We start from the raw sequence: 22510 nt of genomic DNA on the forward strand, positions 1-22510 counted from the left end.
AATGTCCACTGAGTACCGAACCAAACGCAAAATTGAGTTCGCCGATACCGATATGGCGGGCATTGTCCATTTTACACGGTTCTTTGTCTTTATGGAGACAGCGGAGCACGAGTTCCTCCGTAGTTTAGGCACGAGTGTTGCGACGGAATGGAATGGGGATAAAATCGGGTGGCCCCGGCTCGCTGCTTCTTGTGAATATCTAAGTCCGCTCCGATTTGAAGATGAGGTGGATATTCACCTCTTGGTCTCCAGAAAAGGGACGAAATCGCTCACCTACCAGTTTCACTTTACACATCAGGGAGAGGACATCGCACGTGGGCAACTCACGACGGTCTGTTGTATAACAAATCCGGGTGAAAAGCTGCGTGCAATTCCTATCCCCGATTTCATCGCCAATCAGATACACAGTTCATCGTAGAAGATCCTTCCAATCTCACCTCACAGAGGATTACAGAAATCATGCGTCAACCCTCTACCAACACATCCATGCTTCAAGTATCCAATCTCTCTAAAGACTACGGTTCTGTTGAGGTTTTACGAGATGTTTCATTTCGTTTTACGGATGGTGTATCCGTCGCTATCACCGGTCCCTCCGGTTCCGGTAAAAGCACCCTTTTACACATCATCGGCACTTTAGAGAAACCGACTAACGGACAGGTTAGGATTAACGACACGGATCCGTTTGCCCTCTCCGAACCTGAATTGGCGCGATATCGAAATTCCGTGATCGGGTTTGTGTTTCAGGAGCATCACTTGCTCCCGCAATATTCTGTGCTTGAGAACGTTCTCGTGCCTACATTCGCTTTTAAACAGCAGCCTGACGCAAACGAGCGAGCGCATGAACTCCTAAACCGGGTTGGGCTTACGGATCGGATATCGCACCGGCCTGGTGAGCTTTCAGGTGGTGAACGACAGCGCGTTGCGATCGCGCGTGCACTTATCAATCAACCGGATATTCTCCTCTGCGATGAGCCGACAGGCAACCTTGATACTACTACAACTGAAACTATCGCCAATCTGCTCTTTGAACTACATCAAGCGGAAAAAAACGTGTTGATTGTCGTCACACACAATCGGACGTTCGCCTCGCGTTTTCAGCAACACCTCCAACTCGCGGATGGCACTTGCACAGTAGATAGCGATTCATAATCTTCTTAAGTATAGACTATGCGTAGGTTTTTTGGGCGTTCATTCAAATACTTTTGGCAGATACACCTTACCGTTGCACTTTGTACGGCTGTGGCGACAGGTGTACTTGCAGGCGCGTTAATTGTTGGAGATTCTGTGCGTGGGAGCCTACGGAGCCTCACAACGGAACGACTTGGCACCATCCAACATGCCCTCCTCGCAGATCACTTTTTTCAGCCTGACTTATTGGATCGACAGGATAAGGTGCCAGCGGTTTTGCTGAATGGAACCATCGTTGCGCCGCAAACGCAGACGCGGGCATCGAAGGTGAATATCCTCGGCGTAACGGAAAGTTTCTTTACGTTCTGGGACGCGAAAACCGCACCAAATCTAAACAAAGCAGCTGGACAACCCTTCAATGCGATCGTCATTAACGAGGCACTTCAAAGCGAATTGAACGTCCAAGTTGGTGACACACTGCTGGTGAATATCCCGCAGATAGCTGACATCCATCCAGAATTCATCCTCGGCGAGCGCGATGCGTCCGAGGCTATCCAAAGCCTTCGTTTGATTGTCAGCGACACTGTTCCTTCCGAAAACGTTGGTAGATTCAGCCTGCGTGCGCATCAAAACCTTCCTCTGAATGCCTTTATTGCACTTCCGGTATTACAAAAAGCACTTGGACAGGAAGGTAAAATAAACGCTCTGTTTACAAAAGAGATGACTCCGATTTCACCTGACGATTTGGCATTGACGCTTGAAGCACTGGAGTTAAATATTCAGGAACATGAAACCCATTTCGATCTCCAAAGTCAAGAGTATCTCCTTAAGCCGATCCTTTCAGAGACTGCGTTGACGGTTGCAGCGAGGCACCGCATTCCGATCTTTCCGACGCTCACCTATCTCGCGAATACGATTTCTGCGAATGGCAGAACGGTTCCATACTCCACAATTGTTGCACTCCCTATTGACAAAGGAACATTTGCAGAACTGCTTAGCAAACACACCACTGAATCAGACCGACTTGCATATAATTTGGAAGCACAGCGCACTCAGACCAAGCCGAATGAAATTGTTTTAAACGCATGGACGGCAGCAGATCTTGGGGTGAAAGTCGGAGACAGAATCAATATTACATACTATCGTGTTGGGATAGATGAAGAATACATTACAGAGACGGCATCTTTCCTTTTGAAAGCAATCGTGCCAATTGAAGGCATCACTGCGGATAGAGGGATCATCCCTACCTTTCCCGGCATCCATGATACTGCCGATATGTCCGAATGGGAATCGCCTTTTCCAATTGATTATGCTATCATTCGCGACAAGGACGAGGCGTATTGGGATGAATACGGTGCGACACCGAAAGCGTTTATCTCGTTGGAGACCGGTAAACAATTGTGGCAGAACCGATTCGGCGACCTCACGACTCTTCGGATGACCGCTGCACCGGACACAGACATTCATAAAACACGCACCCTTTTTGAAACCGAGTTCCTCAAAGAAATTCAGCCAGAGGCGGTTGGATTTCAATTTTTATCGCTTCAGGCAGATGGGCTTCAAGCCTCCGCAGGAGCAACAGATTTTGGGATGCTCTTTGGCAGCCTGAGTGCTTTTATCATTATCGCTGTTGCCTTGTTGGTAGGGATGCTTTTCCGTATCGGTGTAGAGCAGAGATCGCGTGAAATCGGTATCTTACAAGCCATTGGTTACCCGCTTGTCAAGGTCCGCCGCCGTTTTCTTTATGAGGGAGGCATCATCGCTGGTATCGGTAGTCTGATAGGGTGTCTGCTCGCTGTGGGCTACGCACAACTGATGATATTTGGGCTGCAGACGTGGTGGCTGCCTGCCATCGGCACGCCATTTATGGAACTTCACGCCAGCCCATGGAGCCTACTGAGCGGTGTGCTTATCTCGCTGGCTGTTGTGATGATTTCCATCCGACTGACTGTCCACAAATTAGGGAGAGCATCGGCTGTGTCACTCCTCGCCGGTGGAACCGATTTTGTTGACGCGACAACAGGTAAACCCAAAATTCGGAAAAAGGGATATCTTCCATTCCTGCTCGCTTTGATGGGGGGAATAGGCGTGGGCATACTGGTGGGGCATCCTATCGTTCGTTTACTGGGTGTGGCACTCGTTGTTATTGGTGTAGGATGGGAGCTATTTGATAGATGGTTAAAATCACAGACTGTGCCTAAACAACTGAGCAGGGCGCGGTTTGCTATCAGAAACGCGGCACGGCAGCCCGGACGGAGTACAACCTGCGTTACGACAATCAGTATCGCGTGCTGCATCATCGTTGCAGTGGGTGCGAATCGACACGATGCACCGCCAAAAACGGAATACGCCTTTGTTGCTGAGTCGGCACTTCCATTGCATCACAGCCTCAATACACCGGACGGCAGGTTTGAACTCGGTTTCTCCGAGCGTGCCTCCGAGCTGCTAAGTGCGTCAGAGATAATTCCGTTTCGCGTGCTGCCCGGTGAAGATGTGAGCTGCCTCAACCTTTATCAGCCTCAGAAACCTCAGATTTTAGGTGCTTCTGAGGCTATATTGACCGAATATCCTTGGAATCAAATAAAAGTTGTTCAACCTGAAGGCGGTAGAGCGCGCGCTATTGGTGATGCAAAGTCGCTTCGTTGGATTTTACACCATGACCCAGATGAGGATTTCCTGGTCCAAGATGAGTTTGGCAAAACCCTCCGTCTTGAACTTGAGACAGTTGAAAACAGCCTTTTCCAAAGCCAATTGATTATCTCTGAGTCAAATTTCATGAAATACTTTCCGAGCCAAAGCGGTTACCAGTTTTTCCTCATCAAAACGCCGCCCGCGCTGCGGGAGGAAACCGCACAGATTTTGGAGAAAACATTGGGCGATTACGGTTTCGACCTTACGTCAGCAGCGGCGCGGTTGGCAAGCTATCGAGCGGTTGAAAATACCTATATCTCCACTTTCCAGAGCCTCGGCGGTTTAGGCGTGCTACTCGGTACCTTCGGATTGGCACTGGTTTTCTTTAGAAATATCATTGAGCGTCGCAGAGAATTGGCGACCCTACGCGCCTTCGGTTTCCAACGGCGACTCCTGTCTCGGATGCTCTTTATTGAAAGCTGCTTTCTTCTCGGCATAGGAATGTTCATCGGAATTGTCGCTGGGCTTGCTTCAATTCTCGCCTCGCAGGGACATCTCCCTTCCTTTCCGTGGTTTTCCCTCACAATTACCTTGCTTTTCATCTTCGGTTTTGGTATAATTGCAAATGCTGTTGCTGTTGCCGTGGCACTCCGAAGTCCACTCTTGTCAACGCTTAAATCGGAATAAAGCCTTTGTATACAAGGCTTTTCGTGCAGATGAACTCTTCAAGTCCGTTTCTTTAAAGTTTTAGCAGGTGGGTTTCCAATCAGGTCAGTTTTGGGGAACACGCTATGTATCCTGTTACATTCAGAACTACGTCTCGCATTCTTTGTGCAGCTATACTCGTTTTCTGTTTTCTGATGCAGAGTGGGTGTTCCAGCGATTCCGATCCGAATACGCCAAGCGCGCTGGATCATACGGAACGCGGATGGCACTTCTATGAGGCAGGTGACTACCCGCAAGCGTTGCTCAATTTTGAACGGGCAATCAATTTCGATGCAGAACTTGCCGATGCGCATAACGGGGTCGGATGGAGCCATCTCAGTCTATCCTTGAATCCGCCGTTGGCACAGGAAGCGTTCCAAAACGCTGTCCAACTCGACGCGTTAAATGCGGATGCGTGGGTTGGGCTTGCGAACCTCCTCTATTTACGGAATAAAGATGCTACTGATTTCAGGTCGGCTATCCGAGCGGTTGATAATGCCTTACAGGGGGACCCACAATATCTCTTTCGGCACGACTATTACTCCAATGCCGAGCTCTACGCGCTTAAAGCGGCGTGTTACTATTATCTTGGCGAGAGTCAGTCGGCACAGCAGGAGGCTAACAAAGCACTCCAAATTGATACGACAAACAGGACTGCCATTGTCCTACAAAACTTACTGAAAGAGGAATAATATCTAAATTGCTTGTTTGAGAGGGCGAGGATATAATCCTCGCCAGCGGTGGTGGCAAAGCATCCAATTGGGTTGGAAAGTTGAAAGTTTGGAAGACAGCGGAACGGCATTTCTTCCAGCCTTCCTCTTCCACACTTCCTCAGAACATAAAATTTATTTTTTAATATTGCTTAGGAGAACGAAATATGTCTCAAAATGTTATCACATCTACACAGTTAACCAACTTAACCCCTGCCCACAGTGGTAAGGTGCGCGATCTCTACGACCTCGGAGACGAACTCCTGATTATATCCACAGATCGGATTTCCGCCTTTGATGTCGTTTTACCGAACGGCATACCCGATAAAGGCAGAGTTTTAACCGGTCTGTCCAAATTCTGGTTCAACTACACGGAATCTGTCTGTAAGAACCACCTCATTGCGACTAATGTTGAAGATTACCCCGATACGTTACACCCTGACGCGGAACTCTTAGAAGGACGCTCTATGCTCGTCCGTAAAGCGAATCGGGTTGATATTGAATGCGTGGTGCGCGGTTATCTCGCTGGGTCCGGCTGGTCCTCATATCAGAAGACAGGCGAGATCTGCGGACAGAAACTCCCAGATGGACTACAGGAATCTGATCGACTGCCCGAACTCCTATTTACACCCACAACTAAAGCCGAACATGGCGAGCATGACGAACCAATCTCTATTGAAGATATGAAGAACGAAGTCGGTAGCGAACTTACGGATCGCTTGATTGATGCGAGTTTCGCGCTCTTTAGAAGTGCCAGTCAGCACGCGGAAAGTACCGGTATTATCCTTTGTGATACTAAGTTTGAGTTTGGGGAGCTCAATGGCGACCTGATTCTCATCGACGAAGTGTTTACGCCGGACTCATCCCGCTTCTGGCCCGCCGAGCTTTACGAACCGGGTAAACCGCAGCAGAGTTTCGATAAACAGTTCGTCCGGGATTATCTCTCCGAAATCGGTTGGAACAAAGAACCCCCCGCACCTGAGTTGCCAGAGACGGTCATCTCCAAAACGAGCGAGAAGTATCGCGAGGCGTATCGTCTCATCGTCGGCGAAGAGCTGTAGCGTCGGACTTCTGTTGGACAGAGGAGATGAGAGATGGCAAGTCCACTTGACGGCATAAAGGTTTTGGATCTCACGCGGGTACTCGCGGGGCCTTACACGACGATGCTTCTTGGTGATCTTGGAGCAGAGGTCATCAAGATTGAGCAGCCCGGCACAGGGGACGAATCTCGCAATTTTGGTCCCTTTAAAAACGGGTTCAGCCTCTACTTCATGAGTGTGAATCGTGGAAAACGGAGTGTGACGCTCAACCTTAAAACCGAACGTGGACAGGCAATCTTCAAGCAGTTGTTGAAACAGACTGACATTCTCGTCGAGAATTTCCGTCCGGGAACAATGAAAAATTTGGGCTTGGATTACGAGACACTGAAAGCCGACCACCCATCGCTCATTTATGCAGCGTGCTCCGGCTTCGGACAGACCGGTCCGTATGCACAGCAAGGGGCGTACGACATGATTATCCAAGGCATGGGCGGTATCATCAGCATTACGGGTGAACCGGAAGGACCGCCCGTGCGTGTCGGCACGTCTATCAGTGACATCACCGCTGCCCTCTTCACGACGATTGGTATCCTCTCCGCCCTGCATCATCGCAATCAAACAGGCAAGGGACAGTTTGTTGATGTAGCGATGTTAGACAGTCTCGTTGCTGTTTTGGAAAACGCTGTTGTCCGTTATTTCGCCACTGGTGAGGCACCCAAACCGCTCGGTGCCAGACACCCGGCGATTACACCGTTTGAGGCGTTCGCGTCCGCGGATGGATACGTAATTATCGCACTCGGAAACGATGTGCTTTGGTCTAAGTTCTGTGAACATGTGGACCGGAAGGAACTCATCTCAGATGAACGGTTCCAAACGAACGCAGATCGAACAGAAAATCATAGTGAACTGTTTCCGATTCTCTCGGAGATCATGTCTCAACGGACGACCGACGATTGGATTGACGCACTCGGAAACATCGGTGTGCCGTGTGGTCCCATCAATACAATGGATAAGGTCGTCAGTCATCCACAGGTGCAAGCGCGAGAGATGATTACACGCGTCGCACACCAGATTACGGGAGAAGTGGAGGTGCCGGGGGTGCCGATTAAACTTTCGGAAACGCCCGGAAATGTGGACGCACCTGCCCCCAGTCTCGGTGAACATACAACCGAGATTCTAACCGATGTATTGAAAATGTCTCCAGACGAAGTAGCAAAGTTAAAACAGGATGGTGTTATATAAGTGAACGACACCATCCGGTAGACGCGCTTTACGGACCACTGATAACTGATTGCTGATAGCCGACTGCTGACGGCTGATGGCTAATCCTCAAAGGAGTTTGCATGTCAAACAAAACCGCAGAAGTGTTACATGGAACAGCTGCTCTGACGTTAGAGGGTGATCTTGCTGCACAAATGGTCGAGGCTCTTGACGGTTACGTTACCGACGCGGTGGCGCGTTCCGTTGAAAAACGGGAAACCTTGTGGCATCGCGATTATAGTTCTCACGAGGCGTATACTGAATCTGTCGAACCGAACCGCGCACGGTTTAGGAAACAGATTGGGTGTCTCGATCCGCGTCTGCCAATCGAGGACCTCGCTTATGTGGCTACAACAACATCCGCCGCGCAGATTACAGAAGATGAGAATTACACCGTATCTCGCGTGCGTTGGCAGGTTTTCGATGAGGTAGAAGGTGAGGGGCTTTTGTTGGAACCGATGCACAACGCCCCTATTGTTGCTCAAGTCGTTGCTTTGCCCGATGCTGATTGGACACCGGAGATGATAGCCGGTGTAACGGATGAATTGCCACCGAGTGCCCAGTTTGCGAGACGTTTGGCAAGAGCAGGATGTCGCGTCGTTGTTCCGCTCCTTATTAACCGCGAGGATACCTATTCCGGCAATTCAACCATCGGTAGAATGACGAACCAACCACATCGCGAATTCATCTATCGGATGGCGTATCAACTTGGAAGGCATATCATCGGGTATGAGGTGCAGAAGGTATTGTCGTTGGTGGACTGGATGGCTTCTACTGACGCACCAATAGGTGTTATCGGCTACGGTGAAGGTGGATTGATCGCGCTCCATAGTGCAGCGGTTGATACACGAATTCAAGCGGCAGCTGTCAGTGGATATTTCCAATCGCGGCAAGAGGTCTGGCGAGAACCGATCTACCGAAACGTTTGGGGGCAGTTACACGAGTTTGGCGATGCTGAAATTGCGAGCCTTATTGCGCCACGGCCGTTGGTTATAGAGGCAAGCATTGGACCTGAAGTTGCCGGTCCGCCACCGGTTGGTAATGGACGCGGCGGCGCGGCACCCGGGCAACTCGTGTCACCACCCGCCGATTCCGTTGAGGCAGAATTCAGTCGCGCACACGATTTTTATTGTCAGCTCGGCAGTGAAGATGCCTTGCGCCTCGTCTCTTCTGTAGATGGATCCCCGGGTTCTGAAGAAACTTTAACCGCTTTTCTTACGGGACTCGGTGTTGAGAATGCGCGCATTGACAGCTACCATTTGCTTTCTTCTCCCAGCGTTGACGATTTTGATTACGAGGCGAGGCAGAAGCGGCAGTTTACACAGTTGGTTAATTTGAGCCAACGTTTCTTGCGGGAAGCAGCATCGCGGCGACAACAATTTTTTTGGGAGAAAACCGATACCTCTTCGCTCGCAGAATGGGAGGAGACGTGTACCGATGCTAAAGCCTATTTCTGGGGCGAAGTCATCGGCAGGTGTCCAGCACCCGATGTGCCTGCTAATCCGAGAACGAGGCTCATTTATGACGAACCCCGCTGGAAAGGTTATGAGGTCGTCCTTGATGTGTGGGACGGTGTTTTCGCCTACGGTATCTTGTTGCTTCCAAACGATCTTCAGCCGGGTGAACAGCGTCCTGTCGTTGTCTGTCAGCACGGTTTAGAGGGTAGACCACAGGATACGGCGGATCCGAGAATAGAATCGGTTTATTACTCTTACGCTGCAAGCTTGGCGGACAGAGGGTTTATCACCTACGCACCGCAGAATCCCTATATCGGTCAAGATGCTTTCCGTGTCATTCAACGCAAAGCGAATCCGATAAAATGGTCGCTCTTTTCGTTGATTATCCGTCAGCATGAACGGACGCTTGATTGGCTTGCGGAACAGCCCTTCGTTGATGCCGATCGGATTGGGTTTTATGGATTATCCTACGGTGGTAAAACGGCGATGCGTGTCCCCGCAGTGCTTGAACGTTACGCCTGTTCTATCTGTTCCGCTGATTTCAACGAGTGGATCGTCAAAAATGCGACGTTTGACTCTGGCTACAGTTATATGTTCACGGGTGAATACGAGATGCCGGAGTTCGATTTGGGAAACACATTCAACTACGGTGAGATGGCAGGATTGATTGCGCCGCGTCCGTTCATGGTGGAACGTGGGCATGACGACGGTGTCGCGCCCGATGAATGGGTGGCGCATGAATTCGCTGTCGTCCGGCGGCTTTATGTTCGGTTAGGTATCGCTGATAGAACGGAGATCGAATTCTTTGATGGCGGACACCAGATTAATTCTGATCGGACGTTCCGATTCCTACATCGGCACCTCGATTGGCCCGAACCTTCTTCTTCTGTCTGAACCAGGATTTATAGGATTCACAGATTTTCAAGATTACGCTGGTGTCCTACTTTTTGCTCAGAAAGCGGAAACGGGTCCCTGCTGACAACTGAGAACTGACTACTGACAACTATTAAAAACCATGCTTTATTCTATCATCGTTAGTGCAGGATTAGAGAACATCGCACGCGAGGAGTTATCCGCGCGTTTTGAAACCAATCTGAAAATCCTGGAACGTAAACCGCAGCGCATCATCTTCCAATATGCGGGTAACCCGCGTGAGCTGCTATCTCTGCGAACAGCCGAACATCTCTTTCTCATTCTAAAGCGGATACCAAAGATGACACGCTCGCGCAGTTCATTGGCAGTGCTGCGTGGTTCACTGACGCGTTTAAGTTTCAAGGAGCTGTTCGAGTGCTGTCGGCAGGTGGGTATCAATGTGCGGAAACGGATGCCGTTTCGCGTGACGAGTCGGTTGTCTGGCAAACGCAACTTCCGCCGTCTCGACCTGCAGCGCGTGATTGAGCGCGCCTTATCGGAGCGCGGGTGGTATTTGGCATCGACTCAAGCAGCACTGGATGTCTGGGCAGAGGTACACGGAGACGATGGCTATATCAGTATCAAACTTTCCCCAAACGATATGGCACAGCGTCCATATAAACAGGCGCATATCCCCGCGTCCCTCAAACCGACGTTGGCGTATAGCATGGTGCGCCTTTCAAAACCCCATCCGGACGATGTCTTTTTAGACGCTATGTGTGGTGCTGGGACGATTCTTTTGGAACGTGCACTTATCGGTCGCTACCGTTATCTCATCGGTGGTGATGTCTCTACAGAGGCGTTAGATGCTACCGTGATGAATTTCGGCAGGAAACATCAACCCCGTCAATTTTTCCATTGGGATGCACGCACTTTACCACTACAACCGAACACAGTTGATAAAATCGTCTGTAATCTCCCATTCGGTGAGACTATCGGAAACATTCCTCAGTTGACGAATCTATATCGGCACTGTCTCAAGGAGTATGCACGCGTCTTGAAACCGAGGGGGAGGATGGTGCTGCTCACCTCGCAACGTACACTTCTCAATGACGAGCTGGAAAAACTGCGTTTTCTCGGTGTTCAGCAACGGTTGACAGTCGATGTCCGTGGAAAACAAGCATGGATATATGTCATCCGGTTTACATAATAATTTCTACCATATATGCTATACTTTTTCCAGAACGTACATAAAAGCGGAAGTTTTATGTCGCGTATCCCTGCCTTTTCGATGGCAACTCTACTTCTTTTCAACATGATTCCTGTTGGTTTCGCACAACAGAATCCCATACAAGCACAAGCAGAAACCGATGCACATAGGGACGTAAACCACGATATGAGAGAAAGTTTGTGGTTTATGTCAGGACTGGTGGGTAGTAGCGTGGGTTTTGCCGCGGGCGGTGTCGGAGCGTGTTTATCCGGGTTGCTTATAGAAGATACTAATAGTTGTATATATTCTATCTCTGAAGACCCGATGGTGAGTTGTAGCATCGCAGGTGCTATCTTTTGCGGGACTTTGGTCGTGCCAGCCGCTGTTTTCATATATCCGCATAATCCAAGTCCACCGCTGGAGCGACTTCTCGGTAAATCACCGGAATACATCGAAGCCTATCTCCACGCCTATAGATCAAAAACAGTATCGCTTCGGAAAAGGTGGATAACGGTGGGGTCCCTCACCTCTAACTTGGGTATGGGCGCGATGCTACTATTCATGATTAACGACTTATGATGCTACAATTTTTTGACGAAGCCCGGTGCGGTTAGAAACCGCACCTACCGGGACCCCTCACCATTTGCAATTCAAGGAGATGCTTTATGTTCCGTATATCCGCCTTTTTGATGGCAACCTTATTGATTCTCAGCACGACACCTGTCAGTTTTGCGCAACAGAATTCCGTGCAGGCACAAGCGGAAGCCGATGCGAATTCCGATATGTCAGATACGGCAAAAGCGATGTTGTTTATGTTAGGTGGGTTGGGTAGCACTGCGGGGTGCCTCATAGGTTGTGTCGGAGGGTGCTTGTTAGGAACACGGATGGATGGAGGATCTGATGTTTTATTTTCTCCTGCCGAGGTAGGTTGCGCTGCCGCAAGTGCTATCCTTCTTGGTGCCTTCGCAATGCCGCTCGGTGTGGACCTGTATCCACACAACGTAACGCCACCACCGGAGCGACTCCTCGGCAAATCTCCTGAGTATGTTGAGGCTTACACCCAAATCTATACATCGAAAATAACATCGCTTCGCAAGAAATTCGTAATTGCAGGATCTATCGCCAGCAATGTAGGCTTTGCCCTTGCAACGCTGCTGGCGTACACAAGTGCCTTTTAGAGACAAATCAAATGAAAAAGCATCTCAAACTTATATTTATTTTCCATGCTTTGTGCCTTGTGTTATTATCTGTAAGCGTTTCACAGAGATGGGTAAAACCGCCCAAAACCAATTACTTTAACATTGCGGATAGGCGGGGTTAGATACCCCGCCTACCGCTTGCTGATTGCTGACGGCTAATAACTAAATCTCCGGCACTCTTACTGCAACCTCTTTACCGGCTGCATGTGAACGGAAAATACCATCCATAATCACGTTTGTGAGCAATACACCCTCCGGTGGTATCGGCGACGGAGCATCTGCCTTGATGGCTTCACGGAATGCGATCATCTGTGCCGCCCAGTTATCAGATTGCGGGAATCCGGAGAACTGAATCGTCGTCATCCCTTCTGGTGGGTTCGGTTCCGCAGTTAATCCTTCTGCTTCGACAAACTTCTTGAGCTCACCATCATACGCATCGGCATAAATAACCGGTCCACCCAACGAGAAACCCGCTTTCGTCCCAAGATGGAAGTTGCCACCGAGCGAATCCTGATGCACTGCCCAAGAGATTTTGAACACCATCACACCACCATTTTCAAACCGGACCCACGCCGCGCCGAACTCTTCAACATCCATGATGCCCTTAAATCTCGGATCCTGCTGCGAGATGTAATCCTCAGTGATCGCGGAGACCCGTACCGGTTTCGGATACCCCATCGCATACAGCGAAGCGTGCATATTGTAGACACCGATATCAACGGTTGCCCCCGCACCCGCCGTCTTTTTGTAGATAAAGGTATGTCCTGGATTCCCGCGCCGCCTACAGCCCGCAGATTCAGAGTAATAAATATCACCAAACAATCCAGCATCGAACGCTTTTCTGATGAATTGGATCCTTGGATCAAACGTGGGATTGAGACCGATTTGTAAGATTTTGCCTGATGCCTTCGCTGCGCGCACCATTGCGGTCGCATCGGGGAGTGTCGCCGCCATCGGTTTTTCGCAGAGGACGTGTTTACCGGCGTTCAATGCTGCGACTGTCGGTCGCCGATGTCCCTGATTGTAAGTGCAGACACTCACACCATCAAGTTCGTCCATTTCAAGCATTTTGTTGTAGCTTGAAAAAGCGTGCTTTCTTGGGACACCCCACTCGTCAGCGGCTTGGTTCGCCTTACTCTTGATGATGTCGCAGACCGCGATGATTTCAAAACCGCCTACCTTCTCATAAGTGCTTCGGTGTGCCCGGGAGATGCCACCTGTACCAATAATACCAACCTTGACAGTCATAATGTTCCCTCCTCATAACAAATTCTGTATAGAAATAGACGCGATTTACTAAATTTCCGGCACGCTTACCGCAACCTCTTTCCCCGCCTCGTGTGATCGGAAAATGCCATCCATAATCACATTTGTGAGGAGTACACCCTCTGGCGGTATCGGTGATGGTGCGTCCGCCTTAACTGCCTCACGGAATGCCGTCATCTGTGCTTGCCAGACATTGACCTCAGGAAACCCGGAGAACCGAATCGTCGTCATTCCCTCTGGTGGGTTCGGTTCTGCTGTCAATCCTTCCGATTTTACCAGCTTCTTGAGTTCACTTGTATAGGTATCGGCATAGACGACTGGACCATTTAAGGAGATACCCATCTCTTTACCGAGACAGAAACTGGGACCGAGCGAATCCTGATGAATCGCCCAAGAGATTTTGAATACCATCACGCCACCATCTTCAAACCGCACCCATGCGACACCAAACTCTTCGACATCCATAATCCCTCGAAATTGGGGATCTTGCTGTGAGATGTAATCCTCGGTGATAGCAGAGACACGCACCGGTTTCGGATACCCCATCGCATACAGTGAATCGTGCATGTTGTAGACACCGATGTCTACGATCGCACCGGCACCTGCTGTTTTCTTGTAGATGAACGTGCGCGCTGGATTCCCGCGGCGCCTGCATGCTGCAGATTCAGAATAATAGATGTCACCAAGCAGTCCTTCATCGATCACTTTCTTAGCGAATTGGAGTCTCGGATTAAACGTGCTGTGGATACCGATCTGCAAGATTTTGCCAGACGCTTTCGCTGCCCGCACCATCGCTGTCGCATCGGGGAGCGTCGCTGCCATCGGCTTCTCACAGAAGACATGTTTGCCAGCGTTTAGTGCCGCGACGGTGGGTCGCCTGTGTCCTTGGTTGTAGGTGCAAACACTCACCGTGTCGATTTCGTCCATCTCAAGCATCTTGTTGTAACTTGTGAAGACGTTCTTTCTGGGGACACCCCACTGGTCGGCAGCTTCGTTTGCCTTGCTTTTGATGATGTCGCACACCGCGACGATCTCGAAACCGCCGACTTGTGTGTAAGCTCGCTGATGCGCACGCGAAATACCACCCGTACCCACAATACCGACTCGAATCGTCATACTGTTATCTCCTCATGCGTAGAATAGAATTGCCATAAAAGTTTAGACGAAATCGGTTTGCAATGCAAGGGAAAAATGTGATATACTTCAAGGTACATATTCTATATGGTTATAGAAAGGAGGACCCCATGAGTGTTAATGGAGACAAGAGGCGACTCTCACAAGCGCAGAACCTGCAGAATGTGCAGAGCACCCAGAAGTTTAACGAGATGCTCACTGTATATCAAGAATATGAGGAGGAATATAGCAAACGTTACATTTATTGTGCGCTGATACCATCTGATCACATTGAAGAAGCCCTGTCTGATTCAACGTGGGATTTGGAATTTTCACAGGGCATGCCCAGTGGTATGGTTTCCTATAAAGGCACTAAAGAAGAACACAAATATCTCCGTTATGGTGTTGACAATGGGGTTGAACCCCTAATCATTGGCAGAAATTTTCATAGATTGCGCGATGACTACAGGGAGATATCCGAAGAATTCCGCCTTTTCCATAATCTCCATCACGAAAGAACAACGGATCCATACATCAAAATTGATGAAGATGGAAATGAGGAAGTTGTTGCAGTTGTTGAACCGAACCATGTCCGGATCCGACTCAAAGAAATTCGCCAATTTTTGGCGATCAAGGAGATGCATCTCGCCATTCAATTCATTTTTAATGAAACCTCAACGCAGTCGTTGGAAAGACTCGGGTTCACAGCAGGTGAGGAAGATAGACGAGATGGGATGATACGTTGGATGCAACGCTATGGGGATCTTGATGGCATTGGTAATTGTGGAGCGTTTAGTCGGTTAGTCGGAAAACGGCTCGTTGAACCGCTGCCAAAAACCAAGAGTGGTTTCTGGCCTTTTACCGAAGTATCTGAACAGGAATATGCCTCATTTATTATTGATGTCGATGAGAACGGGAATGAAATTAGTTACACGTCCAATCCAGATGAACTAAAAACGCCGGCGGATCCGGGGAATATTCGCGGTGTGGATGAGGAGGCACCGAGTTATCTAACACCCGTTCACTTCCGTAAGAAAGTCTTAGACAAATACTACCACGAGCCAAGTAAATACTCTGTAGAGGATTCTATCCTTCGCTGCGGTAGTTTATGGAGCGTGTATATTGATAATCATCACGATGATATAGTTTGTGCGTGGTTAGGCGATCTCGGACGCGACTTGCCGTCCAGCGAACAGGGACACTGGCACCTACACAATATTCCACCAATAGGTGGTGTAAGCAAAACATATTTCGCTCGTCAGATTGAAGCACAATTTGCAAATTCAGGCAGACCAGAACATATATTTAAACAACGTTACGACGATTTGCAAAAAGTGAGTCAAGCACAGTTGGGTTTGCAGTGGTTGTTGCCACTGCAAACTGCCGATGCTCATCACCGACAATCCTTGAGGATTCCTGCTACTGACGAACAACGGGATTTTGATAGCATGGTGTTAAGCCTTACTAAGATGCTAATTGACTCTCTGAATGAAAAATCGCTGAGAAAATTGATCTCTTGTGAGAAACAGGAAGAGTTTAAAGATAAAAGAGGGATTGCTCTTCTTGAAGTTGTCCTGCATTTGAATGAACTTGAAGGTGCTGATGTTCACGTTGCCTTTCTCCGAAAACTTCAGAACCTTCGCTCAAGTGGGAGCGCGCATCGGAAAGGACGAAACTATCTAAAAATAGCGGAGCATTTTGGGGTTGAAAATCAGAGTCTACGGCATGTTTTCGCTAACATCCTGAACAGTGCCTCAGACACGCTCGATTACTTCATTATTCTTGTGAATAGCGGACAAATCCGTGAAATCATTAAGAGAAATCAAATTAAGGCCGCTTACGCTATCCTTGATGAAATGGTTGGATCTGTCGATTCCGGCACAACTGATGCTTCTGTCAATCACGATGAAGTTATCTATGAATTGCAGTCAAAAACATGATTTTTGTTGATACTGGTGCATGGATTGCTATTTACAAGCGGAATGACCGGCACCATCGCGAAGCTATGGCAATTTACAACAACCTACGAGACCGCGAAACCCAACTTTTAACCACTGATTATGTAATTGACGAAGCCGTAACTCGACTCAGATATGATACAAACCATTCAGTAGCGGTTGCGTTCCTTGAGTTTATTGGAAACGCTGAAATGACAGGTGGTCTAACCATTGTAGAAATTGATAAAGATGTGTTTGAGAAAGCAATAGCACTTTTTCGTCAGTATGACTCGACACGATTATCTTTTACGGATTGCACAAGTTTTGTAGTGTGCAGGGAAAATAACATCCGCGAGGCTTTTGCTTTTGATCAGCATTTTGCGATGATGGGGATTGACTTGCGTCGATAACTCTCTTGTCTTTCACCCATCACTTCATTGGTATCGTGTTCCCTATCAATTAATCGACTATGTTTTGCAGTATCTCCTCTCAAATACTTCGTTAATTCACTGTCTGAAAACTTCCTCACGATGCCATGTCAACGCTTCTTGAGCTGGGTAAAGTTCATTATGCTCAGGCAATAGTATCGACTTACCACGCAAGGTCGTTAGCAACCACTCTGTAGGTCCACGCTCTGACATAAGTTCTGAAACGATCACTTCATAGGTCTTCCCCAAGGAAATCAAGCCCACGTCAAAAGCCCAGTGATGTAGTTGACAGAGAGAAATCCCGTTCCGTACATCGTTATTTCCTGAAACCTTGAACGGAATGATGTGAGCAGCTTCCGTCACACTTTCTCCATCCATTGTAACAATACGTAATTGGCAAGCAGCACAAGTGTAATCGTATATTCTCATGATTGCTTGACGGAAACCTGCAGTCCGAATTGGATTATCTTCTTCTGTTGGTGTCAACGGTTGTAGAGATGAGAACGTTTGTTTAACTTGCTGCAGTAGTGCTTGTCTGTACTCATCAACCTGCTGTTTTTCAGTTATAAGACTCTCAATACCTGTTTTAAAATCTGTGAAATAGGTGTCTATAAGGGTTTGGCGGATTACCTCTCGATCATGGGCATTAGTAAGTAAGAAAAAAAGTTCATCATCAAAACTCGCAGACGCGATCACCTCACGAATACGAGAAGCCGTTTTAAGTTGAGAGGCAACGCTTAATGCTGTTTCATATCCAGAATTTGCGTGGAGGTGCCAGAATCCCTCGCTTTTTAAGTGGAAAAATGGCATGGCGATGTTAGGTTTCCGATCTGTTACTTTAGTCCAATATTTCAGGAAAGCCTCCGCCAAATCAGGGGAAAGGACGATTCTGTTTTCAGGAATCTGTCCTTGTTCAATTAGTTCAATAATTGCTAACAATAAAAGGGGTTTATTAGGTGCTGCACCGCGTGCTCTGTCTATTCGCAATCTTTCCATTTTCTGGATGTATTTTTGTAGGATATTATTAGGCATCTTTCGCATCCCTTTGGAAGTTCATACGTGGGTGATTTTAGTCTGTAGTCTAATACCGTTACATGAAAATGTCAATTTTTTGTTTGGCAATTTTCCCAGAATGAAATTTTATGACCCAATTAAATTTTTCTTAACATTTCTGTCCAGATGTGTTATCCTAAATTAGACGATGAAGGTTAGATAACATTAAAACCGATTTGAAATTGCAGACAAGGAGGAATAAAGAATGAAAAGGCTATTTTGTTTTGCTTGTGTGCTGGTGCTAATTTTCACAGGGCACACATTTGCACAGGATGTCGCTGTTTTTTATGACGCGGCTGTTGAAAATGGAGGCGGCTTAGCCGTTCCAAACCCGAAGCAGTTGGCTGAGATGATCGTAGATGAACTGGAAGCGAAAAAGTTAACTGCTGAAATTGTGGATAGCGACGAGTTGGCTGAGTATATGAAGGCGAATCCAAAGGGGATCTACATCATCACGCAGGGGAATACCCCTGGCACCATATTTAAGAAGGAAGGCAAGAAAGACCTTGTCTATACATGGCTAAGAGAAGGCGGGATCGGCGGCTTCATCGGCGATTACGCGTTCTACTATTACTGGGATAAAGGTGCCCGTGTTACCGCTGCCGGTGCCGGACAGCAGAGCGTGTTTGGTGCCACAGTCACAAACGGCACAGTTTCGCAAGTTAGCCCGACGGATCTCGGTAAGGAGCTCATTCCTTCTCTCAAGAAGTGGAGTTCCAATCGTGCGTCAGGTCTCGCTGTTTTGAAAGGGAACGATTTTGAGTATGAAAGTTACGCCGACGACGGTGTAAACGCGGATCCAATCGCTTACCGCACGAAAGATATGGAGGGGTGGTTTATCAATTTCCATACCTCGTGTTGCGGAACAGCCATACCGCCGAATGATCAGATCGCTACGGAATACGCAGAACTCATTTCCAATCGTTTTGCGACTGCAAAAGCGGTGGATCCAAGTGGTAAGATTAGCGTTGTATGGGGACAACTCAAAAAATCATTACAGTAGCAATTCGTTATTGGAACTATCTGTTTACTTGTAGCCTCAATCTTTATATTGGGGCTACAATCAATTTGCACCAACGGAAACTGTGGTGACGGAATACTGACTGTTGACAGTTTAGACTATATACCATGCCACGAAAAATTATGTTCCACCCACTGTTAACTAACTTTAGCATGAAAGCAACAAAACATTGTGCAGTCTTGTGTCTTATTATTGGCTTGAGCGTCAGCCTGATTTCATGCGGTGGTGATGAAGCATCAGAGGATTTCATGGATTCGCAAACCTCTCCGGAGGCTTCTCACACCCCAATTGATGTTGAAGAGATGGTTTTGGTTCCGTCTGGAGAGGTTAGGCTCGGCACGGATAGCAAGACCGACTTGACGTTCGGAACAGAAGCCGACACGCGGACAGTGTTTGTCGCTGCGTTCTATATTGATAAGTACGAGGTTACAAACAAGCAGTACGCCGAATTCATCTCTGAGACTGGACACCGAAAACCGAAGTTTTGGGATGATCCGAGGCTGAACGCGCCAGATCAACCCGTTGTTGGTGTCAATTGGGAAGACGCTGAGGCTTACGCTGTATGGGCTGGTAAGCGGCTACCTACGGCAAGCGAATGGGAAAAGGCGGCGCGCGGCACAGACGGTAGGCTCTATCCGTGGGGTAATGATTATGACGCAGCGCGCGGCAATTTCGACGACGGTGGCAGTATGGACGGTAGCACCGACGGCTACGCTATGACATCAGCACCTATCGGAAATTTTACAAGCGGTATAAGTCCTTATGGATTACACGATATGGCAGGAAACGTATGGGAATGGGTAGTAGAGCAATATTCAAAACACCCAGAGACAATAAACGGGAAAATTTATGCAATCCGTGGTGGTTCGTGGACAAACGGGGCAGGAGACACAAGAACAACCGTCGCTTATATCTATCCCGCGCAGTGTAGCGATCACAGTAGTTCCGTTGGATTCCGCTGCGCAAAAAATCCTTAACTCAACTATGTCAAACATACTGAAACACACCATCTGTTACTTGATGTTGCTAATAGCGAGCCTCATCGGTTGTGGCAGCGATGAAGAAATACCTGTTGACGAAGAAGTGGAAGAGGAACAGGCTCTTCAAATTGATGAGGTCCCCGTAGTGGAATCGGAACCTCAACCAACACCCATAGTGGTGCCGGAAGGTATGGTGCATGTCCCCGCAGGTGAGTTTATAATGGGCAGCGATCCGGATGTCGATCCGATGACGGATGCCCTTGATGAACTCCCACAGCATAAGGTGTTCTTGGATGCCTACTTCATTGATAAACACGAGGTCTCCAACGCTGATTACACCAAATTTGTAGAAGTTACGGGACACAGAAACTCAATCTTCTGGGACAATCCAAAGTTCAATCATCCCGATCAACCTGTTGTAGGTGTGACGTGGGGCGATGCAGCCGCCTATGCAGAATGGGTTGGGAAACGTCTACCTACTGAAGCGGAATGGGAAAAGGCAGCACGTGGCACTGACGGACGTATCTGGCCCTGGGGCAATGAATTCGATCCGACCAAATGTAATTTTGATGATGAACGGAAGTTCGATGGACACCTTGACGGCTTCGCGATGGCAGCACCTGTGAAAAGTTTTGAACAAGGCGCGAGTCCGTATGGCGCACTCAACATGGTAGGAAATGTAGCAGAATGGGTCGCTGATTGGTTTGACGCGGAATACTATGCCGTCAGTCCTGCGGAAAACCCGAAGGGCCCCCCAACAAGCGGGATGGGAAAAAAATCGTGGCGGGGGGCAAGTTGGTTTGCCGGTTCAGAGCAGATGCGGTGCGCCTTTCGAGAATATGATGATATCGTTGCAAGTGGACAGATACTCGGATTCCGATGCGCGATGGATGCCCAAAAATAGAAATAGAATAAAACTTGTATCAGCTTTAGCACGCCAACCCATATCAAAAAACTAATTCTCAATTCGGAGATATCAACTTGACCATACGGCTTGTAACGCTCTGGATAATATTCAATAGTGTCTTATTTATCTTTGGGTGCGGCGAGGAAAAAACACCAGAAATAGCGGCACCTGAGCAAGAAGATGATATATTCACAGCGCGCGAGTGGAGTGTAATTCAACGTTTATCGCCATTGCCTGAGACACCGCCCCCCAACCCTACCAACCGTGGGGCTGATAACCCAGAAGCCGCACAGTTGGGACAGATGTTTTTTTTTGACACACGATTTTCAAAGGATGGGACGGTTGCTTGCGCAACATGCCATTCACCGTTTCACGGGTTCGCCGATGTTGAATCAACGTCATTAGGGGCAGGTAGAGGCACCAGAAATGCCCCAACACTCCTCAATGCTGCCTATAACCAATGGCAGTTTTGGGATGGTCGGGCGGATACCCTTTGGGCACAAGCGTTGAGTGCGCTTGAAGGTGAGGCGGAACAGGCAGGAACGCGACTCCAATATGCACATCTCATCCATCGGCACTACGCAGTGGATTATGAAAGAGTATTCGGGGCACTTCCCGAATTTGAGGATACAACACGCTTTCCGTCCGATGGCAAACCCGGTGACCCCACCTTTGATAATATGTCCGAAGCGGACCAACATGTCGTTAACACCATTTTCGCGAATATTGGTAAGGCAATTGAGGCTTATGAACGTCTCTTAATTAGCAGGAATGCCCCGTTTGATCAGTATGTCGCAGGCGATCAAGAGGCTATAACGCCTGAAGCCAAACGCGGATTAAAAACATTCATTGGTAAAGGTGTCTGTATCTTGTGTCACGATACACCAAGTTTCACAAACAATGAGTTTCATAATCTCGGTGTGCCACAAGGCGAATTGCCAGAAGACCTCGGGCGTTTTGCTGGAATCTCAGAACTTTTAGTGAACCCGTTTAACGGTGGCGGTATCTATAGCGACGATACTGCCGTTGCTTCGCGTATTTTAAACTTTCTGGAACCAATACCGCAACATAAAGGCGAATTCAAAACGCCAACCCTCCGCAATGTTGCACTAACGGCACCCTATTTTCATACCGGCGAATTTCCGACACTCGAATCGGTAATTGAATTTAATAATGCTGGTGGAGCCAGAGGCAATTTTGCTGGTCAACGGGAAGGGACGTTGGAACCGCTGCATCTCAGTGAAGAAGAAAAACGGGACTTGGTTGAATTTTTGAAGACATTGACAGGTGAATCACCACCAGCACATTTGTTAATTAAACCTAACCTTCCATAGAAACATTTTCAACCTTGTCAGAGCGAATTTGCCCTTCGATCCATGCTAACACAAACATTTAATTTTCCGTTGACGAAAAACCTCTAAATCCTTGAAAGCATCCGTCCGGTAGGGGCGGTTTCCCAATCGTTATTTCTTTAATGAAAACAGAGAAAAACCGAATGGCTCCATCATACCAAAAAATAATTTGACAAACAGGTGGAAATTGAATAGAATTTATACAGCTGATATTTCTCAAAACATTGTTTGATTCAATAGTTATAGGTATTCTTGTGGGTT

At 48.2% G+C, this 22510-nt stretch carries 19 protein-coding genes; 16 read left to right on the plus strand and 3 right to left on the minus strand.

Features of this window, described 5'->3' with window-relative positions; translation table 11 throughout:
- The first annotated feature begins 1 nt into the window (after position 1).
- The 10 genes from OXH39_16820 to OXH39_16865 all read left to right on the plus strand — a co-directional run bounded on the left by OXH39_16820 (position 2) and on the right by OXH39_16865 (position 12171).
- Entirely contained in the window at positions 2–418 is a 417-nt protein-coding gene (locus OXH39_16820; GenBank protein MCY3552127.1) for a thioesterase family protein, read from the plus strand.
- Between the two features lie 41 nt (positions 419–459).
- Complete coding sequence (locus OXH39_16825) at positions 460–1149, plus strand: ABC transporter ATP-binding protein (GenBank protein MCY3552128.1); 690 nt, start codon at positions 460–462, stop codon at positions 1147–1149.
- Positions 1150–1167: 18 nt separating this feature from the next.
- Positions 1168–4446 carry an FtsX-like permease family protein gene (locus tag OXH39_16830; protein ID MCY3552129.1) on the plus strand — a complete coding sequence of 1093 codons (3279 nt, stop codon included), beginning with the start codon at positions 1168–1170 and terminating at the stop codon, positions 4444–4446.
- A 104-nt stretch (positions 4447–4550) separates the two neighbouring features.
- Entirely contained in the window at positions 4551–5156 is a 606-nt protein-coding gene (locus OXH39_16835; protein ID MCY3552130.1) for a hypothetical protein, read from the plus strand.
- Between the two features lie 185 nt (positions 5157–5341).
- On the plus strand, positions 5342–6235 hold the full coding sequence (locus OXH39_16840; GenBank protein MCY3552131.1) for a phosphoribosylaminoimidazolesuccinocarboxamide synthase: 894 nt from the start codon (positions 5342–5344) through the stop codon (positions 6233–6235).
- A 33-nt stretch (positions 6236–6268) separates the two neighbouring features.
- Positions 6269–7456: a CaiB/BaiF CoA-transferase family protein gene (locus OXH39_16845; GenBank protein ID MCY3552132.1), complete on the plus strand. Its 1188-nt coding sequence runs from the start codon at positions 6269–6271 to the stop codon at positions 7454–7456.
- A gap of 101 nt (positions 7457–7557) precedes the next feature.
- The gene (locus OXH39_16850) at positions 7558–9825 is read left to right on the plus strand and encodes a prolyl oligopeptidase family serine peptidase (protein MCY3552133.1); all 2268 of its coding nucleotides are present in this window, start codon (positions 7558–7560) and stop codon (positions 9823–9825) included.
- 121 nt (positions 9826–9946) lie between these two features.
- Entirely contained in the window at positions 9947–10993 is a 1047-nt protein-coding gene (locus tag OXH39_16855) for a methyltransferase domain-containing protein (protein MCY3552134.1), read from the plus strand.
- 57 nt (positions 10994–11050) lie between these two features.
- The gene (locus OXH39_16860) at positions 11051–11572 is read left to right on the plus strand and encodes a hypothetical protein (GenBank protein MCY3552135.1); all 522 of its coding nucleotides are present in this window, start codon (positions 11051–11053) and stop codon (positions 11570–11572) included.
- Between the two features lie 86 nt (positions 11573–11658).
- Positions 11659–12171 carry a hypothetical protein gene (locus OXH39_16865; protein MCY3552136.1) on the plus strand — a complete coding sequence of 171 codons (513 nt, stop codon included), beginning with the start codon at positions 11659–11661 and terminating at the stop codon, positions 12169–12171.
- Between the two features lie 183 nt (positions 12172–12354).
- On the opposite strand, the gene OXH39_16870 is transcribed toward OXH39_16865, so the two are convergent.
- The gene (locus OXH39_16870) at positions 12355–13440 is read right to left on the minus strand and encodes a Gfo/Idh/MocA family oxidoreductase (protein ID MCY3552137.1); all 1086 of its coding nucleotides are present in this window, start codon (positions 13438–13440) and stop codon (positions 12355–12357) included.
- A 48-nt stretch (positions 13441–13488) separates the two neighbouring features.
- Positions 13489–14574 (minus strand): Gfo/Idh/MocA family oxidoreductase, encoded by a 1086-nt coding sequence (locus tag OXH39_16875; GenBank protein ID MCY3552138.1) that lies wholly within the window; start codon positions 14572–14574, stop codon positions 13489–13491.
- Between the two features lie 128 nt (positions 14575–14702).
- Between OXH39_16875 and OXH39_16880 the strand changes: the two genes are divergently transcribed.
- Together OXH39_16880 and OXH39_16885 are read left to right on the plus strand one after the other, a co-directional pair.
- Positions 14703–16511, plus strand: a complete 1809-nt coding sequence (locus OXH39_16880) for a hypothetical protein (GenBank protein MCY3552139.1) — start codon at positions 14703–14705, stop codon at positions 16509–16511.
- On the plus strand, positions 16508–16918 hold the full coding sequence (locus tag OXH39_16885) for a PIN domain-containing protein (protein MCY3552140.1): 411 nt from the start codon (positions 16508–16510) through the stop codon (positions 16916–16918). The genes OXH39_16880 and OXH39_16885 overlap by 4 nt, the downstream gene beginning before the upstream one ends.
- A gap of 96 nt (positions 16919–17014) precedes the next feature.
- Here OXH39_16885 and OXH39_16890 read toward each other — a convergent pair whose 3' ends face one another.
- Positions 17015–17968: an HNH endonuclease gene (locus tag OXH39_16890; protein ID MCY3552141.1), complete on the minus strand. Its 954-nt coding sequence runs from the start codon at positions 17966–17968 to the stop codon at positions 17015–17017.
- A gap of 226 nt (positions 17969–18194) precedes the next feature.
- Between OXH39_16890 and OXH39_16895 the strand changes: the two genes are divergently transcribed.
- The 4 genes from OXH39_16895 to OXH39_16910 all read left to right on the plus strand — a co-directional run bounded on the left by OXH39_16895 (position 18195) and on the right by OXH39_16910 (position 22231).
- A complete protein-coding gene (locus OXH39_16895; GenBank protein MCY3552142.1) occupies positions 18195–18992 on the plus strand; it encodes a hypothetical protein in 798 nt (265 codons plus the stop codon).
- A 170-nt stretch (positions 18993–19162) separates the two neighbouring features.
- Positions 19163–19987: an SUMF1/EgtB/PvdO family nonheme iron enzyme gene (locus tag OXH39_16900; protein MCY3552143.1), complete on the plus strand. Its 825-nt coding sequence runs from the start codon at positions 19163–19165 to the stop codon at positions 19985–19987.
- A gap of 7 nt (positions 19988–19994) precedes the next feature.
- Positions 19995–20894 carry a formylglycine-generating enzyme family protein gene (locus tag OXH39_16905; GenBank protein MCY3552144.1) on the plus strand — a complete coding sequence of 300 codons (900 nt, stop codon included), beginning with the start codon at positions 19995–19997 and terminating at the stop codon, positions 20892–20894.
- A gap of 77 nt (positions 20895–20971) precedes the next feature.
- Positions 20972–22231: a cytochrome-c peroxidase gene (locus OXH39_16910; GenBank protein ID MCY3552145.1), complete on the plus strand. Its 1260-nt coding sequence runs from the start codon at positions 20972–20974 to the stop codon at positions 22229–22231.
- Positions 22232–22510: the final 279 nt, after the last annotated feature.

This window comes from Candidatus Poribacteria bacterium, from assembly GCA_026702755.1.
Classification (GTDB): Bacteria; Poribacteria; WGA-4E; order WGA-4E; family WGA-3G; genus WGA-3G.

Coding starts and splice junctions, on each gene's coding strand:
- OXH39_16820 (MCY3552127.1), top strand. CDS start 2: ATGTCCACTGAGTACCGAACCAAACGCAAAATTGAGTTCGCCGATACC.
- OXH39_16825 (MCY3552128.1), top strand. CDS start 460: ATGCGTCAACCCTCTACCAACACATCCATGCTTCAAGTATCCAATCTC.
- OXH39_16830 (MCY3552129.1), top strand. CDS start 1,168: ATGCGTAGGTTTTTTGGGCGTTCATTCAAATACTTTTGGCAGATACAC.
- OXH39_16835 (MCY3552130.1), top strand. CDS start 4,551: ATGTATCCTGTTACATTCAGAACTACGTCTCGCATTCTTTGTGCAGCT.
- OXH39_16840 (MCY3552131.1), top strand. CDS start 5,342: ATGTCTCAAAATGTTATCACATCTACACAGTTAACCAACTTAACCCCT.
- OXH39_16845 (MCY3552132.1), top strand. CDS start 6,269: ATGGCAAGTCCACTTGACGGCATAAAGGTTTTGGATCTCACGCGGGTA.
- OXH39_16850 (MCY3552133.1), top strand. CDS start 7,558: ATGTCAAACAAAACCGCAGAAGTGTTACATGGAACAGCTGCTCTGACG.
- OXH39_16855 (MCY3552134.1), top strand. CDS start 9,947: ATGCTTTATTCTATCATCGTTAGTGCAGGATTAGAGAACATCGCACGC.
- OXH39_16860 (MCY3552135.1), top strand. CDS start 11,051: ATGTCGCGTATCCCTGCCTTTTCGATGGCAACTCTACTTCTTTTCAAC.
- OXH39_16865 (MCY3552136.1), top strand. CDS start 11,659: ATGTTCCGTATATCCGCCTTTTTGATGGCAACCTTATTGATTCTCAGC.
- OXH39_16870 (MCY3552137.1), bottom strand. CDS start 13,440: ATGACTGTCAAGGTTGGTATTATTGGTACAGGTGGCATCTCCCGGGCA.
- OXH39_16875 (MCY3552138.1), bottom strand. CDS start 14,574: ATGACGATTCGAGTCGGTATTGTGGGTACGGGTGGTATTTCGCGTGCG.
- OXH39_16880 (MCY3552139.1), top strand. CDS start 14,703: ATGAGTGTTAATGGAGACAAGAGGCGACTCTCACAAGCGCAGAACCTG.
- OXH39_16885 (MCY3552140.1), top strand. CDS start 16,508: ATGATTTTTGTTGATACTGGTGCATGGATTGCTATTTACAAGCGGAAT.
- OXH39_16890 (MCY3552141.1), bottom strand. CDS start 17,968: ATGCCTAATAATATCCTACAAAAATACATCCAGAAAATGGAAAGATTG.
- OXH39_16895 (MCY3552142.1), top strand. CDS start 18,195: ATGAAAAGGCTATTTTGTTTTGCTTGTGTGCTGGTGCTAATTTTCACA.
- OXH39_16900 (MCY3552143.1), top strand. CDS start 19,163: ATGAAAGCAACAAAACATTGTGCAGTCTTGTGTCTTATTATTGGCTTG.
- OXH39_16905 (MCY3552144.1), top strand. CDS start 19,995: ATGTCAAACATACTGAAACACACCATCTGTTACTTGATGTTGCTAATA.